This is a genomic window from Aquabacterium sp. A08, from assembly GCF_011742065.1.
Map to the genome: position 1 here is coordinate 11,221 of NZ_JAAQQT010000696.1, position 15,770 is coordinate 26,990.

The 15,770-nt window shown below is 71.5% G+C and carries 15 protein-coding genes and 1 riboswitch (1 of these 16 running past the window's edge); all 15 genes read left to right on the forward strand.

All coding sequences use genetic code 11. The annotated features are described in order from the left end of the window. A riboswitch (cobalamin riboswitch) is annotated at positions 1-52 on the forward strand; it begins 235 nt to the left of the window's first position. Beyond that, a complete protein-coding gene (locus HA630_RS20430) occupies positions 10-1,809 on the forward strand; it encodes a TonB-dependent receptor domain-containing protein (protein WP_166837281.1) in 1,800 nt (599 codons plus the stop codon). Its footprint overlaps the riboswitch before it by 43 nt. Before the next feature lie 5 nt (positions 1,810-1,814). After that, a complete protein-coding gene (locus tag HA630_RS20435; RefSeq protein WP_208300190.1) occupies positions 1,815-3,173 on the forward strand; it encodes a cobyrinate a,c-diamide synthase in 1,359 nt (452 codons plus the stop codon). Further along, a complete protein-coding gene (locus HA630_RS20440; RefSeq protein ID WP_371809308.1) occupies positions 3,170-4,036 on the forward strand; it encodes an ABC transporter substrate-binding protein in 867 nt (288 codons plus the stop codon). The genes HA630_RS20435 and HA630_RS20440 overlap by 4 nt, the downstream gene beginning before the upstream one ends. Beyond that, on the forward strand, positions 4,033-4,605 hold the full coding sequence (locus tag HA630_RS20445) for a bifunctional adenosylcobinamide kinase/adenosylcobinamide-phosphate guanylyltransferase (RefSeq protein WP_166837283.1): 573 nt from the start codon (positions 4,033-4,035) through the stop codon (positions 4,603-4,605). Before HA630_RS20440 ends, HA630_RS20445 begins: the two co-directional genes overlap by 4 nt. Further along, entirely contained in the window at positions 4,602-5,510 is a 909-nt protein-coding gene (locus HA630_RS20450; protein ID WP_166837285.1) for an ABC transporter substrate-binding protein, read from the forward strand. Before HA630_RS20445 ends, HA630_RS20450 begins: the two co-directional genes overlap by 4 nt. Beyond that, positions 5,507-6,586: an iron ABC transporter permease gene (locus HA630_RS20455; protein WP_166837287.1), complete on the forward strand. Its 1,080-nt coding sequence runs from the start codon at positions 5,507-5,509 to the stop codon at positions 6,584-6,586. The genes HA630_RS20450 and HA630_RS20455 overlap by 4 nt, the downstream gene beginning before the upstream one ends. 29 nt (positions 6,587-6,615) lie before the next feature. After that, the gene (locus HA630_RS20460) at positions 6,616-7,386 is read left to right on the forward strand and encodes an ABC transporter ATP-binding protein (RefSeq protein WP_208300191.1); all 771 of its coding nucleotides are present in this window, start codon (positions 6,616-6,618) and stop codon (positions 7,384-7,386) included. A 1-nt stretch (position 7,387) separates the two neighbouring features. Then, entirely contained in the window at positions 7,388-7,957 is a 570-nt protein-coding gene (cobO, locus tag HA630_RS20465) for a cob(I)yrinic acid a,c-diamide adenosyltransferase (RefSeq protein ID WP_166837289.1), read from the forward strand. Between the two features lie 4 nt (positions 7,958-7,961). Next, positions 7,962-8,696, forward strand: a complete 735-nt coding sequence (bluB, locus tag HA630_RS20470) for a 5,6-dimethylbenzimidazole synthase (RefSeq protein WP_371809309.1) — start codon at positions 7,962-7,964, stop codon at positions 8,694-8,696. Continuing rightward, positions 8,680-9,762, forward strand: a complete 1,083-nt coding sequence (locus tag HA630_RS20475) for a CobD/CbiB family cobalamin biosynthesis protein (RefSeq protein WP_166837291.1) — start codon at positions 8,680-8,682, stop codon at positions 9,760-9,762. The genes bluB and HA630_RS20475 overlap by 17 nt, the downstream gene beginning before the upstream one ends. Further along, complete coding sequence (locus HA630_RS20480; RefSeq protein ID WP_166837293.1) at positions 9,759-10,784, forward strand: aminotransferase class I/II-fold pyridoxal phosphate-dependent enzyme; 1,026 nt, start codon at positions 9,759-9,761, stop codon at positions 10,782-10,784. The genes HA630_RS20475 and HA630_RS20480 overlap by 4 nt, the downstream gene beginning before the upstream one ends. Continuing rightward, on the forward strand, positions 10,781-12,268 hold the full coding sequence (locus tag HA630_RS20485; RefSeq protein WP_166837295.1) for a cobyric acid synthase: 1,488 nt from the start codon (positions 10,781-10,783) through the stop codon (positions 12,266-12,268). Before HA630_RS20480 ends, HA630_RS20485 begins: the two co-directional genes overlap by 4 nt. 18 nt (positions 12,269-12,286) lie before the next feature. Next, positions 12,287-13,345 (forward strand): nicotinate-nucleotide--dimethylbenzimidazole phosphoribosyltransferase, encoded by a 1,059-nt coding sequence (gene cobT / locus HA630_RS20490; protein WP_166837297.1) that lies wholly within the window; start codon positions 12,287-12,289, stop codon positions 13,343-13,345. A 223-nt stretch (positions 13,346-13,568) separates the two neighbouring features. Continuing rightward, positions 13,569-13,829 carry a DUF4212 domain-containing protein gene (locus HA630_RS20495; RefSeq protein WP_166837299.1) on the forward strand — a complete coding sequence of 87 codons (261 nt, stop codon included), beginning with the start codon at positions 13,569-13,571 and terminating at the stop codon, positions 13,827-13,829. Positions 13,830-13,849: 20 nt separating this feature from the next. Further along, on the forward strand, positions 13,850-15,703 hold the full coding sequence (locus tag HA630_RS20500) for a sodium:solute symporter family protein (RefSeq protein ID WP_166837301.1): 1,854 nt from the start codon (positions 13,850-13,852) through the stop codon (positions 15,701-15,703). Positions 15,704-15,770 lie beyond the last annotated feature (67 nt).

Below are 15,770 nucleotides of genomic sequence, written 5' to 3' on the forward strand. Positions count from 1 at the left end.
TGTACCTCCATGGGGGCCATCGCGCAGTCCCCGCCGGGCGAACTGGACACCGTGGTGGTCACGGCCACCCGCACCGCGGTCGCGTTGAACGATGTCCTCGCCGATGTGAGCGTGGTCGATGCCGAAACCATCGCCCGCAGCGGGGCGGTGTCGCTGGCCGATGTGCTGGTGCATTTGCCCGGCATCGAAATGACCCGCAACGGCGGGCCTCTGGGCACCACCAACCTGTTCCTGCGCGGTGGCAACACCAACCACACGGTGGTGATGATCGATGGCATCCGCATCGACACCCAGTCCGGCAGTGGCGGCGCGACCTGTCAGGCGATTCCCGCGAGCCAGATCGAGCGGATCGAGGTGTTGCGTGGTCCGGCCGCGGCGGTCTATGGTTCCGATGCGGTGGCGGGTGTGATCCAGGTGTTCACCAAAGGCGGTGAGGGCGGTTTCACCCCCAGCCTGGGGCTGGGGGTGGCCACCCACGGCACACGGACCGTCACCGCCGGCGTGCGTGGTGCGCAAGCAGGCTGGCGCTATGCCGTGGCGGTGGGGCGCGAGGTCAGCGAGGGTTACAACATTCAGCCCGCGGCCAATCCGGACCAGGACGGCTACGCACGGAATACCGCTTCTCTGCGGCTGGGCAAGGACCTGGTCGCGGGGCACCAGTTGAACGCCACCTGGGTGTACTCCAACGCCGACGCCGGCTACGACAGCACCACCAACAAAAACAGCGCCAACTACGCCAAGGACAACCGGACCCTGCAACGGCTGTCGGCCTTGGGCGTCAATTGGCGGGCCAAATGGTCCGACGCCTGGTCCACGCAATTGGCCCTCACCCGGGCCGATGACCGTTACGCCACCTTGCCGGCGCCGGGCGCTGTGCCCAGCTACGACACCAAGACGCAGATCGAAACGGCCCTGCTGCAAAGCACCTGGACCGACCGCGACGTGAGTGCGACGGTGGCCCTGGAGCGTCGGGACGATCGCTTGCGCAACGCCGGCACGCAGCCCCAGGACACCCGGCGTTCGCAAGACGCCCTGGCGCTGGGCTACGGACACCAACGGGGCGCACACCACTGGCAAGTCAATGCTCGATGGGACGACGACAGCGAGTTTGGCCGCCACACCACCGGCGCCCTGGCGTATGGCTGGGCTTTTGCACCGGATTGGCGACTCACCGCCTCGGCCGGAACCGCCTTCCGGGCCCCGACCCTGTACCAACGCTTCAGCGAGTACGGTTTTGCCGGGTTGGCTCCGGAAAAGGCCTTCAACCGGGAGTTGGGTGTGAAGTTCGCGCGCTCAGGCCACGCCTTTTCGGCGGTGGCTTACCAGAACCGGATCAGCAACCTGATTTCGTTTGCCGGCCCCGGGGCGTGTGCCAGCACGTTTGGGTGCTACGCCAACACCGCCCGGGCGAAGCTCCAGGGGGTGACCTTGTCTGGTGTCACGCACACCGCCAACGTGGCCTGGTCCGCTTCTCTGGATCTGCAGGACCCGGTGGATGCCACCACCGGCAAACGCCTGGCACGCCGTGCCCAGCGCCTGCTGAAGCTGGGGGCTGAAACCGCCTGGCAGGACTGGAGCCTGAAGGCCGATGTGCTGCTGTCGGGCGACCGCTACGACCGCGTCACCGATGCCCGACCGTTGTTGCCGGGCTATGGCCTGTTGAACCTGTCGGCCAGCAAGGCCTTGACCCCCGAGTGGACGCTGCTGTTGCGCGTGGACAATCTGGGGGACAAATACTACGAAACCGCACGCGGTTACGCCACGCCGGGCCGCACCGTGTTTGCGGGCCTGACCTGGACGGGCCGTTGAACGCCATGATCCACCACGCCCCCGCCCTGCTCATCGCCGCCCCCGCCTCTGGCCAGGGCAAAACCACCGTCACCGCCGCGTTGGCGCGCCTGCACGCGCGGCAGGGCCGGCGGGTGCGGGTGTTCAAGTGCGGCCCGGACTTTCTGGACCCGCACTGGCACACCCTGGCCAGCGGCCACCCGGTGCACAACTTGGACCTGTGGCTCAACGGCGAGGACGACCTGCGTGCGCGGCTGCACGAGGCCGCCGCGCACAGCGACCTGATCCTGATCGAAGGGGTGATGGGGCTGTTCGACGGCGACCCGAGCGCGGCCGACCTGGCGGTGAAGCTGGGCATTCCGGTGCTGGCGGTGATCGACGCCGGCTCCATGGCCGGCACCTTTGGCGCGCTGGTGCACGGCCTGCGCCATTACCGCCCGGGTTTGCCCTGGGCGGGGGTGCTGGCCAACCGGGTGGCCAGCGACGGACACGAAAGCATGCTGCGCGCCTCGGTGCGCGCCGACTACCTGGGGCCTGGCCCGGTCGATGGTCTGGCAGGGGTGGACACCGGCTGGCTGGGAGCGTTGCGCCGCGACGCCGGGTTTGCCCTGCCCGAACGCCACCTGGGCCTGACGGTGGCCTCCGAGCTGCCCGACGCCCTGGAACGGCTGGACGCCCTGGCCGATGCCCTGGCCGACACCCCCTTGGGCCGTCTGGACGCCGCCGGCTGGCAGCGCTGGGCGGTGCCGTTTGCGCCGGTGCCGCCCCGGCCGGTGGCCCCGCTGCTGCGGGGCCGCACGGTGGCGGTGGCGCGCGACGCGGCCTACTGCTTCACCTACCCGGCCAACCTGGACACGCTGCGCGAGTTGGGGGCCGAGCTGGCGTTTTTCTCGCCGCTGGCCGACGACCCGCTGCCCCCCTGCGACGCGGTGTGGCTGCCCGGCGGCTACCCGGAGCTGCACGCCCCGGCCTTGGCGGCGGGCACGCGCTGCCGCGCCGCGCTGGCCGCGCACGTGGCGGCCGGCCGGCCGGTGTGGGCCGAATGCGGCGGCATGATGCCGCTGTTCGACGGCCTGACCCTGGCCGACGGCGCCCGCGTGCCGATGTGGGGCCTGCTGCCGGGCGAGGTGGCGATGCAAAAGCGGCTGGCGGCGCTGGGGCCGCAGCGCTGGTGCACGCCGCAGGGCGAGTTGCGCGGCCACACCTTCCACTACTCGCTCACCGCGTCGCCACTGGCGCCGCTGGCCCACACCGAACCGGCCCGCGCCCACGGCAAGGCCGAGGCGGTTTACGGCCAGGGGTCGGTGCGGGCCAGCTACTTCCACGCCTGGTTCCCGTCCAACCCCGAGGCCACCGCCCAACTTTTTCTGCCGGAGGCGCCGTGACCCCCGCCCCGACCGCCGCCGCCTGGGGCCCGCAGCGCATCGTCTGCCTGACCGAAGAAACCACCGAGTGGCTCTACCTGCTCGGGCAGGAGCACCGCATCGTCGGCATTTCGGGCTACACCGTGCGGCCGCGCCGCGCGCGCGACGAAAAGCCCAAGGTCAGCGCCTTCCTGAGCGCCAAGATCGACAAAATCCTGGCGCTGCGGCCCGACCACGTGTTTGGGTTTTCCGACCTGCAGGCCGACATCGCGGCCGCTTTGATCCGCGCCGGGGTGCCGGTGACGGTGTTCAACCAGCGCAGCGTGGACGAGATGTTTGCCATGCTTTACCAGGTGGCGGCGCTGGTGGGGTGTGCGTCGCCTGCCGAGGCCTGGATCGCCGAACGGCGCCAGCGGCTGGACGCCCTGCGTGCCGACGTGGCCGCGCGGGTGGCCGCCGGCCAGCGCCGGCCTCGGGTGTATTTCGAGGAGTGGGACGAGCCCCACATCAGCGGCATCCGCTGGGTGTCGGAGCTGTTGGGCGTGGCCGGCGGCAACGACGTGTTTCCCGAACTGGCCGCCATGCCGCTGGGCCGGGACCGCATCATCGCCGACGGCGCCGAGATCGTGCGGCGCGCGCCCGACATCCTCATCGGCTCCTGGTGCGGCAAGAAATTCCGCGCCGAAAAGGTCGCGGCGCGGCCCGGCTGGGCCGAAATGCCGGCGGTGCGCTCCGGCCAGTTGTTCGAGATCAAGTCGGCCGACATTTTGCAGCCCGGCCCGGCGGCCCTGACCGACGGCGTGGAGCAACTGCACCGCATCGTGGGCGACTGGATGACCCGCGACGCCCTGGCACGTGGCCTGGCCGTGGAGGCAGCGGCATGAGCGGCGCCCGCAGCGAATTCATTTTGGGCGGCCAGCGCAGCGGCAAATCGCGCCGGGCCGAACTGATCGCACGCGACTGGCTGGCGGTCGCCCCTGGACACCGGGCCGTGATGCTCGCCACCGCCCAGCCCTGGGACGCCGAGATGCGCGAGCGCATCGCCCGGCACCAGGCCGACCGCGCCGAACGCGTGCCCGGCATGTCCACGGTGGAAGAACCGCAGGCGCTGGCCCATGCGCTGCAGCAGCACAGCAACGCCCACACCCTGGTGGTGGTGGATTGCCTGACCCTGTGGTTGACGAACCTGATGTTGCCGGCCGACCCCGCGCAGGCGTTGGACGAGGCCGGCGTGCTGGCCGCGGGTGAGGCCTTGTGTGCCGCCGTGGCGGCCGCCCCCGGGCCGGTGGTGCTGGTGGGCAACGAGATTGGCTTGGGCGTGATTCCCCTGGGGCGCGAGGTGCGCGCTTTTGTGGACGCGCTGGGCCGCCTGAACCAGCGGGTGGCCGCCGCCTGTGAACGCGTGACGCTGATGGCCGCCGGCCTGCCGCTGACCCTGAAAGGCGCCGCATGAGCGCGCACCGCTGGGCACTGTGGACCCTGTGGCTGGCGTTGCTGTGGCTGGCCGGGTGGGCCTTGCCGGCCCGCGCCGCCTTGCAGATCACCGACGACCGCGGCGTGGCGGTGGCCTTTGAGCGCACGCCGCAGCGCATCGTCAGCCTGCTGCCATCACTGGCCGAAACCGTGTGCGAACTGGGCCAGTGCCACCGGCTGGTGGGCGTGGACCGTTACACCAATTGGCCCGCTGCCGTCAAAGCCCTGCCGCGCGTGGGCGGCGGGCTGGACCCGAACATCGAGCAGATCGTGGCGCTGCGCCCCGACGTGGTGCTGATGGCCACCTCGTCGCGCGCCGCGGAGCGCCTGCGCGCCCTGGGCGTGAAGGTGGTGGCGCTGGAGCCCAAGACCCATGCCGACGTGCAGCGGGTGATGATGAAGCTGGGCCAGTTGCTGGAGGTGCCGGACGCCGCACGGGTGTGGCGCGCCATCGACGCCGCCGTTTCCGCTGCCGCGCAGTCGCTGCCCGCCGGGGTGCGCGGCACGCGGGTCTACTTCGAGGTCAACCCGGGGCCGTACGCGGCGGGCGAGGGCTCCTTCATTGGCGAAACCCTGGCACGGCTGGGCGCCCGCAACATCGTGCCGGCGGCGTTGGGGCCGTTTCCCAAGCTCAATCCCGAGTACATCGTGCGCGCCAACCCCGACCTCATCATGGTCGGCCAGCGCAGCGTGGACGGCATGAACCAGCGCCCGGGCTGGATGGCGATGCGCGCCATGCACGGGGGCCACCTGTGCGTGTTCCCGGCCGAAGAATCCGACACCCTGGTGCGGCCCGGGCCGCGCATGGCCGAGGGCGCGCGCCTGATGGCGCGCTGCTTGGCCAGCCGGGCCCCGGCCGTGGCCCGGGCGGGGGGGCGGCCTTGAACGCCCAGCGCGCGGGCTGGCTGGTGCTGGGCCTGCTGGCGGCGGCGCTGGCCCTGGCCGCCCTGGGCGTGTGCGTGGGCAGCACCGGGTTTGAAAACCTGGTGGGCCCCTTGCTGAGCCCGGCACAGGACCCGGACGCCACCGCCATGGCGCGACAGATCGTGTTCGACATCCGCCTGCCGCGCACCCTGGGGGCCTGGGGGGCGGGCGCGCTGCTGGGCCTGGCCGGGGCCGTGGCGCAGGGCCTGTTCCGCAACCCGCTGGCCGACCCCTTCCTGCTGGGCAGCGCTTCGGGCGCTTCGCTGGGTGTGGCGCTGGCGCTGGCGGCCTTGGGCGGGGCCGGCGGCATGCTGGGCGCCAGCATGATGAACAGCGGCGTGGCGGTGAGCGTGTTTTCCAGCAGCGTCTGGGTCCGCCTGGGGCTGACCGGCGCAGCCTTCGGCGGGGCGGTGCTGGCGGTGCTGCTGACCCTGGTGCTGTCGCGCGGGGTGCAGCACACGCTACGCCTGCTGCTGGCCGGCGTGGTGGTGGGCGTGGTGCTGGGCGCCATGACGCACCTGGTGCTGCTGTTCTCGCCCGAATCGCTGCAGGCCATGCAGGCCTTCATGCTGGGGTCCACCAGCTTCGTGGGCTGGACCGCTGCCGGCCTGATGGCGGGCGTGTGGGCGCTGTGCACGCTGGCGGCCTGGCTGCTGGCGCGTGTGCTCGACGGCCTGAGCCTGGGCGATGCCACGGCGCGCAGCCTGGGCCTGCCGCTGGGTCCCATGCGCGCGGCGCTGGTGGCGGTGCTGGCGCTGGCCACCGGCACCGCCGTGGCGCAGACCGGCCTGATCGCCTTCGTGGGCCTGGCGGCGCCGCACCTGGTGCGTTCGCTGGTCAAGACCACCAGCAGCCGCCTGATGCTGCTGGCCAGCTGCATGGGCGGCGCCCTGCTGATGGCCGCCGACACCCTGGCGCGCTGGCTGATCGCGCCGCAGGAGCTGCCGGTGGGCGTGCTCACCGCGGTGCTCGGCGGCGGTTACCTGCTGTGGCTGATGCACCGCAGCACGCGGCTGGGCCGGGGAGGGGGCTTGTGAGCGCCACACCCGCACCCCACACCCCCGCGCTGGAAGCGCGCGACCTGGGCGTTCGCTTCGGCGACACGGCCATCCTGCACGGCATCACGCTGGCGCTGCCGCGTGCGCGCTGGACCAGCATCGTCGGGCCCAACGGCGCCGGCAAGTCGACCCTGCTCAAGGCCATGGCCGGCCTGTTGCCGCACAGCGGCACCACGGCCCTGCTGGGGCAGTCCTTGCCCGACTGGCCGCACCGCCAGCGGGCGCAGCACCTGTCGTGGCTGGGCCAGAACGAGGCCAGTGGCGACGACCTGACCGTGTGGGACGTGGCCATGCTCGGCCGCCTGCCGCACCAGGCCTGGCTCAGCCCGCCCAGCGCCGCCGACCATGCTGCGGTGGAGCGCGCGCTGCGCGCGACCCAGGCCTGGGACTGGCGGGCCCGTTCGCTCGGCCAGCTGTCCGGCGGCGAGCGCCAGCGCGTGCTGCTGGCCCGCGCCCTGGCGGTGGAGGCCCAGGTGCTGCTGATGGACGAACCCCTAGCCAACCTGGACCCGCCGCACCAGGCCGACTGGCTGGCCATCGTCCAGGCCCTGGTGCGCGAAGGCCGCACCGTCGTCAGCGTGCTGCACGAGATCGGCATGGCCCTGCACGCCGACGAACTGGTGGTGATGGCCCAAGGCCGCGTCACCCACCAGGGCGCCTGCGCCGACCCCGCCACGCACCGCGCGCTCGAAGCCGTGTTCGACCACCGCGTGGCGGTGCGCGCACTGGACGGCCAGTGGGTGGCCTTGCCGCAGATGAACCCTTCGACGAGAACCTGAGATGCAGATCGAAACCCCGCCCAGCGAGAAACCCTACGACAAACCCGAAGGCGAACGCCGCGGCATCGTCATCGTCAACACCGGCGACGGCAAGGGCAAGAGCACGGCCGCCTTCGGCCTGGCACTGCGCGCCCATGGCCGCGGCAAGGCGGTCAAGATCTACCAGTTCATGAAGGTGCCGACGGCGCGCTTCGGTGAACACCGCATGTTCGAGCAGATCGGCATCCCGATCGAAGGCCTGGGCGACGGCTTCAGCTGGAAAAGCCAGGACCTGGAGCGCTCGGCGCAACTGGCGCGCGACGGCTGGGAGAAGGCCCGGGCCACCATCCTGAGCGGCGAGCACTTCCTGGTGGTGCTCGACGAAATCACCTACCCGCTGATCTACGGCTGGTTGCCGCTGGACGGCGTGCTGCAAACCCTGCGCGAGCGGCCCGGCCATGTGCACGTCTGCCTGACCGGCCGCCGCTGCCCGCCCGAGATCGTGGAGCTGGCCGACACCGTGACCGAGATGACGCTGGTCAAGCACGCCTTCAAGGCCGGCATCCCGGCGCAGCGCGGCATCGAGGACTGAGCCCGTGGCCCACCCCCCGCCCGTGGACCCGAGCGCCGCCACCGTGCCCGCCACCCCGTTTGATGCGGTGCAGGCGGCGGCGGTGTACCGCGCCATCTTCGAGCGGCGCGACATGCGCCACTTCGTCGGCGGACAGGTCGCCCCCGAGGTGTTGCGCCGGCTGCTGCACGCGGCGCACCACGCACCCAGTGTGGGTTTCATGCAGCCCTGGGGCTTTGTGCGCATCACCCAGCCGGCGCTGCGGCAACGCCTGCACGCGGCGGTGGAGGCCGAGCGCCAGCGCACCGCCGAGGCGCTGGGCGAGCGGCAGGACGCCTTCATGCGCCTGAAAGTGGAAGGCCTGCTGGACGCCGCCGAGCTGCTGGCCGTGGTGCTGCGCGACGGCCGCGAGCGGCACGTCTTCGGGCGGCGCACCCTGCCGCAGATGGACCTGGCCTCGGCCGCCTGCGCCATCCAGAACCTGTGGCTGGCGGCCCGGGCCGAAGGGCTGGGCATGGGCTGGGTGTCGCTGTTCGAGCCGGCCGAGGTGGCGGCCCTGCTGGGCCTGCCCCCGGGCGCCGAGCCCATCGCCCTGCTGTGCCTGGGCCCGGTGGCGGGCTACTACGCCGAGCCCATGTTGGCGCAACAGCGCTGGGCCCGGCGCGAAGCCCTGGCCGCCTGCGTCCACGACGACGCCTGGGACCGCCCCAGCGCCCTGTTTGCCACCGACGCGAACGCCGACGATGCCGCTGGCGCCTGAAACCCTGGCCCTGGCGGTGCTGCTCGCCCTGGCCATCGACCACCGCTGGGGCGAGCCGCCCGCGCGCTGGCACCCGGTGGTGTGGATGGGCCAGTGGCTGGCGGCGCTCGGGCGCTGGGCCGCCCCTGTCGCGCCCGCGGTGGAGGCCGCCGCGGACGTCGCCACCCCTGTGCCCTCGCCGGCGCCGTCAGCGCCCCCCGTGGCCCATGTTTCGCCCACACCCCGCCTGGGCCCCTGGCTGCGTGGTACCGCCGCCTGGTGGCTGGGCGCGGTCGCGGTCGCGGCGCTGGCCTGGGCGCTGCAAACGGTGGCGCTGCAGCACTTGGGGGCTTGGGCGGCGCTGGCCCTGGCGCTGGCGCTCAAGCCCCTGCTGGCCTGGCGCATGTTGCGCGACGAGGTGGCCGCGGTCGAGGCGGCGCTGGCCGTGTCGCTGGCGGCGGGCCGCGAACGCCTCGCCTGGCTGTGCAGCCGCGACGTCAGCCAGCTGAGCGCCACCGAGGTGCGTGAAACCGCGCTGGAAACCCTGGCCGAGAACCTGTGCGACTCGGTGGTGGCGCCGCTGTGCTGGTTTGCCGTGGCCGGTTTGCCGGGGGCGGCGCTGTACCGCTGGGCCAACACCGCCGACGCCATGTGGGGCTACCCGGGCGCACGGCAGGGACGCGTCTGGACCTGGGCCGGCCAATGGGCGGCCCGCGCCGACGATGCCCTCAACTGGCTGCCCGCGCGCCTGACCGGTCTGGCCCTGATGCTGCTGGCACCCACCCCCGGGCGGCACTGGCGCGCCTGGCCCGCCCAGGCCCGGCGCACGCCATCGCCCAACGGGGGCTGGCCCATGGGGGCGCTGGCGTTGGGTCTGGACGTGCGCCTGGGCAAGCCCGGCGTGTATGTACTGAACCCGATGGGACGCGCGCCCACCCCGGCCGACGCCACGCGCGCTCTGGCCGTGACCGGGCGGGTGGTGGTGGCAATGGCCGGGCTCGCCCTGGCCGTGCTGGGCGCCTGGGGGGGGACGGCCGTGGTCGCGCACTGGGCCCCGCACGTGGCGGCCGGGGGGCTGGGCGCATGACCCGGGTGCACGGCGGCCCCGGCCCCAGCGGTCCGGCGCGGTGGGACTTCTCCACCAACGCCAACGCTTGCGGCCCCTGCCCGGGGGTGCTGGCGGCGGTGCAGGCCGCCGACCCCACCCGCTACCCCGACCCGGCCTACACCGCCTTGCGCGCCGCGCTGGGCGCTTTTCATGGGGTGGACCCCGACCGCCTGGTGCCAACCGCCAGCGCCAGCGAGGCCATCGTGCGCTTGAGCGCCCAGGCCGCGCGCCAGGGCGCCCGCAGCGCCGCCTGGCCCTCCCACGCCTACGGCGACTACGCCCACGCCGCCAGCGCCTGGGGCTTGTCGCCCCCGGCCCCCCCCTGGGTGTCGGGCCCGGCCATGGCGCCGGCGCCGGGCAGGCCAGCCGACCTGCAGTGGTGGTGCGACCCGTCCAGCCCCCTGGGCCAGACGGTAGATCTGGCCGCCGAGGCGCACGGCCGCTTGCTCACCGTGCTCGACTGCGCCTACACCCCCTTGCGCCTGACCCCGCACGCCCCCACCCGCGTGCCCGAGGGCGTGTGGCAGATGTGGACCCCGAACAAGGCCCTGGGCCTGACCGGCTTGCGCGGCGCCTACCTGATCGCCCCGACCGCGGCCGACGCCGCCACGCTGGAACGGCTGGGCCCGTCCTGGCCCCTGGGCAGCCACGCCGTGGCCATGCTGCAGGCCTGGACCGACCCCGCCACCCAGCATTGGTTGGCCGAGGCGCGCCAGACCCTGCGCGGCTGGAAAACCCAGCTGCTGGCCACGCTGCGGGCCCACGGCTGGCAGGTTCTGCCCAGCGACGCCAACTTCCTCTGTGCCCGCCCGCCCCAAACCCTCGACCCGGCCGCGCTCGCCGCCCACGGCGTGCAGTTGCGCGACGCCACCTCTTTCGGCCTGCCCGGCTGGTGGCGGCTGGGCGTGCTGCCGCCCCCGGCGCTGGCGGCCCTGCGTGCGGCATTGACCGCACAGGCCTCCGCCGGGGCTTGCCCCTCCCCACCCACCGTTATCCCATGACCGCCCTTTGTGTGATGGTGCTCGGCACCTCCAGCGGCGCCGGCAAAAGCTGGCTCACCACCGCGCTGTGTCGGCACTTCGCCCGCCAGGGCCTCAAAGTCGCGCCCTTCAAGGCGCAGAACATGAGCAACAACGCCCGCGTGGTGGCCGGCCTGCCCACGGCGGGCGGTCGCGCCTGGGGCGAAATCGGCTCGGCCCAGTACTTCCAGGCGCTGGCCGCGCGCGCCACGCCCGACGTGCGCATGAACCCCCTGCTGCTCAAGCCCGAGGCCGACACCCGCAGCCAGGTGGTGCTGCTGGGGCAGGCCCATCCTGGGCTGTCGGCCATGCCCTGGCGCGGCCGCAGCGAACACGTCTGGCCCCAGATCCGCCAGTCGCTGGACGAACTGCGCGCCGAGCACGACGTGGTGGTGATCGAAGGCGCCGGGTCGCCGGCCGAAATCAACCTGCACGCCAGCGACATCGTCAACATGCGGGTGGCGCGCCACGCGCAGGCGCGTTGCTGGCTGGTCACCGACATCGACCGCGGCGGCGCCTTCGCCCACCTCTACGGTACCTGGGCCCTGTTGCCCCCGGAGGAGCGGCGCCTGTTCCGGGGCTTCGTGCTCAACAAGTTCCGCGGCGACGCCAGCCTGCTGGCCCCGGCCCCGCAGATGCTGCAAGACCTGACCGGCGTGCCCACGGTGGCCACGGTCCCCATGCAGCGCGACCACGGCCTGCCCGAAGAAGACGGCGTGTTCGACGACCGCACCCACACCGCCGGTACGGTGCGGCTGACGGTGGCGGTGGTGGCCTACCCGCGCATCAGCAACCTGGACGAGTTCCAGGCGCTGAAGAACGTGCCCGGTGTGCGCCTGCGCTGGGCGCGCAGCCCGGCGGACGTGGCCGACGCCGACTGGATCGTGCTGCCCGGCAGCAAACACACCAGCAGCGACCTGGCCTGGCTGCGCGCCCAGGGCCTGGACCAGGCCGTGGTGGCCCACGCCGAGCGGGGTGGGGCGGTGCTGGGCATCTGCGGCGGGCTGCAAATGCTGGGCGAAGCCCTCATCGACACCGAGGGCGTCGAAGCCATCGCGGCCAGCAACGCCCCCGGCTTGGGACTGCTGCCGCTGGTCACCGCCTTTGCCCGCGACAAAACGGTGCAGCCCACCCGGGCGCGCCTGTCGGTGCAGGCCGGCCCCTGGGCCGCGCTGAACGGGGTGGAGGCGGGCGGCTACGAAATCCACCACGGCCAGACCGCGCTGCACCCCGCCATGGTGGCCCAGGGCGCCCGCGCCCACCCGGTGCTGCCGGGCCTGGGCTGGCACAACGCCGCCGGCAACGTGCTGGGCGTGTACCTGCACGGCCTGTTTGAAGACCCCGCCGTGGTGCGCGCCCTGTTCGGTGCCGCCGCCCCCACGCTCTACGCCGTGTTCGACCGCCTGGCCGACACGCTGGAGGCCCACACCGCCCCCGGCGCCCTGGCGCAACTCGTTCAACCCTAACCCTCCGAAAGCCCCGCCATGGCCTACACCGCGCCCACCGTCCCCGACCTGAGCCAGCCCGCGCTGCTGCAGGCGTTGCAACATACCATCGACCAGAAAACCAAACCCCTGGGTGCGCTGGGTCGGCTCGAAACCCTGGCGGTGCAACTCGGCCTCATCTTGGGCACCGAACGGCCCGAACTGCAGGTGCCGCAACTGGTGGTGTTCGCCGCCGACCACGGCCTGGCGGCCCGGGGTGTGTCGGCCTACCCCAGCGACGTGACCTGGCAGATGGTGGAAAACTTCCTGGCGGGCGGCGCGGCGGTGAGCGTGTTGGCGCGCCAGCACGGCATCGGCCTGACGGTGATGGACTGCGGCGTGCGCCACGACTTTGCGCCCCGCCCGGGGCTGCGCCTGTGCAAGGTGGCCCCCGGCACGGCCGATGCCAGCGCCCAGCCGGCCATGACCCACGCCCAGTGCGAACAGGCGCTGGCCCACGGCCAGGCCTTGGTGGACGAACTGCCCGGCAACGTGCTGCTGCTGGGGGAAATGGGCATCGGCAACACCTCGGCCGCGTCGCTGCTGATGGCCCGCCTGACCGGGCTGGACGTGGTGGACTGCACCGGCGCCGGCACCGGCCTGGACGCCGCCGCCGTGCAGCGCAAGGTGGCGGTGCTGCGCGAGGTGCTGCAGCGCCACCCCGACGCCACCGAGCCGCTCGATGTGCTGGCCGCCATGGGCGGCCTGGAAATCGCCGCCATGGTGGGGGCCGTGTTGCGGGCCGCTGCCCAGCGCCGGGTGGTGGTGGTGGACGGCTTCATCACCACCGCCGCGGTGCTGGTGGCCGCCCGCCTGCAACCCCAGGTGCTGCAGCGCTGCGTGTTCGCGCACCAGTCCGGTGAGCGCGGCCACGCGCTCCTGCTGGCCCACCTCAAGGCCCAGCCCTTGCTGGACCTGGGCCTGCGCCTGGGCGAGGGCTCCGGCGCCGCGCTGGCCTGGCCGCTGCTCGTGTCGGCCGCCGCCATCCTGCGCGACATGGCCAGTTTTGCCTCGGCCGGCGTGGCCCAGCGTGGGGTCTGCGACACCCCCGCACACTGACCCCGCACGGCCGCGCACCGCGCCCGTCGTCTCCCTCTGTGCGCCCTCTGCAGATTCCACCTAGGACATACCCTAGGTTTGGCACTGCCGGGGGGAAATCTTAAGTTCACTGTAAGCCTCCCCCGCAACAGTGCAACCCGTAATGCCGCGAATGTGTTTGCGGCGTTCAAACGTGGCGGCCCACACCGCCGAACAAATGCATCACTCTGAGGAGATGACGTTCATGTCTAGTGATAACAACGCAAAGGCCTACTGGTCTGCGACCCTCGGGTTGCTGACCAAGGTGCTGGTCGTCTGGTTCCTGGTGTCCTACGGCGCCGGCATCCTGTTCGCCCCGGCCCTCAACAGCATCAGCCTGGGCGGCTACCCGCTGGGTTTCTGGTTCTCTCAACAAGGCTCCATCTACGTGTTCATCGCGTTGATCTTCTGGTACGCCAAGAAGATGGGCGAGATCGACCGCCGTTTCGGCATGCAGGAAGACTGATCCCGCAAAGGACATAAAAAATGGAACTCCAGACCCTAACCTACCTCGTCGTGGGTGCCAGCTTTGCGCTGTACCTCGGCATCGCCTTCTGGGCCCGTGCCGGTAGCACCTCCGACTTCTACGTCGCCGGCGGTGGCGTGCACCCCATCACCAACGGCATGGCCACGGCCGCCGACTGGATGTCGGCCGCCTCCTTCATTTCCATGGCTGGCCTGATCTCCAACATGGGCTACGGCGGCGCCGTGTTCCTGATGGGCTGGACCGGTGGCTACGTGCTGCTGGCCTGCCTGCTGGCCCCGTACCTGCGCAAGTTCGGCAAGTTCACCGTGCCCCAGTTCATCGGTGACCGCTTCTACTCGCAAGGTGCGCGCAACGTGGCCGTGATCTGCCTGCTGGTGGCCTCGGTGACCTACATCATCGGCCAGATGACCGGTGTGGGCGTGACCTTCGCCCGCTTCCTGGGCGTGTCCAGCGAAATGGGCATCTACCTGGGCATGGCCATCGTGTTCGCCTACGCCGTGTTCGGCGGCATGAAGGGCATCACCTACACCCAGGTGGCCCAGTACATCGTGCTGATCCTGGCCTACCTGGTGCCGGCCTTCTTCATCTCCCTGAACCTGACCGGCAACTTCCTGCCGCAGCTGGGCCTGGGCTCCAACCTGGCCGGTACCGACGTGTCGCTGCTGGCCAAGCTCGACCAGGTCGTCACCGACCTCGGTTTTGGCAAGTACACCACCAGCGCCGCCGGTTCCACGCTGAACATGTTCTTCTACACCGTGTCGCTGATGATCGGTACCGCCGGTCTGCCGCACGTGATCGTTCGCTTCTTCACCGTGCCGAAAGTGGCCGACGCCCGTTCGTCCGCCGGCTGGGCGCTGGTCTTCATCGCGCTGCTGTACACCACCGCCCCGGCCGTGGGTGGCATGGCCCGCCTGAACCTGATCGGCACCACCAACACCGCCGTGGGTCTGGGCTCTGACGCCTCTGGCCAGATGGTGGTGAAGGCCGACGTGGTCAAGGCCAACGGCGACCTGTACGCCGCCGAAGCCAGCCTGAAGTACGACGAGCGTCCGGCCTGGATGCAGCGTTGGGAAAAGACCGGTCTGCTGAAGTTCGAGGACAAGAACGGCGACGGCCGCATCCAGTTCTACAACGACAAGACCAAGAACGAAGCCGTCCTGGCCAAGGCCGAAGCCGCTGGCTGGAAGGGCAACGAGCTGACCGTGAACGCCGACATCATCGTGCTGGCGAACCCGGAAATCGCGCTGCTGCCCAACTGGGTGATCGCGCTGGTCGCCGCCGGTGGTCTGGCCGCTGCGCTGTCCACCGCCGCCGGTCTGCTGCTGGCCATTTCTTCCGCCATCTCTCACGACCTGATCAAGGGTGCCATCAACCCCAACATCAGCGAGAAGAACGAACTGCTGGCTGGCAAGATCTCCATGGCCGGTGCCATCGTCGTGGCCGGTTACCTGGGTCTGAACCCGCCCGGCTTCGCCGCCGGTACCGTGGCCCTGGCCTTCGGTATTGCCGCCTCCACCATCTTCCCCGCGTTGATGATGGGTATCTTCAGCAAGGTCGTGACCGACAAGGGCGCCATCTTCGGCATGCTGTCCGGTCTGGCCGTGACCCTGTTCTACGTGTTCGCACACAAGGGCATCTTCTTCATCAAGGGCACCGAGTACACCGACCTGATCGGTGGCGCCAACAGCTTCTTCACCATCACCCCCGAGGCCATCGGCACCGTGGGCGCGATCGTGAACTTCGCGGTGGCCTACCTGGTGAGCAAAATGTCCGCTCCGGTGCCGGCCCACATCGCCGAACTGGTGGAATCCGTGCGCGTGCCCAAGGGCGCGGGCGCTGCCACCGGCCACTGAGCGTTGCGGCCCAGTGCCTGCCCTCCAGGGCGGGCGCTGACCGGGCGTTGACCAGCCCCGTCGGCTT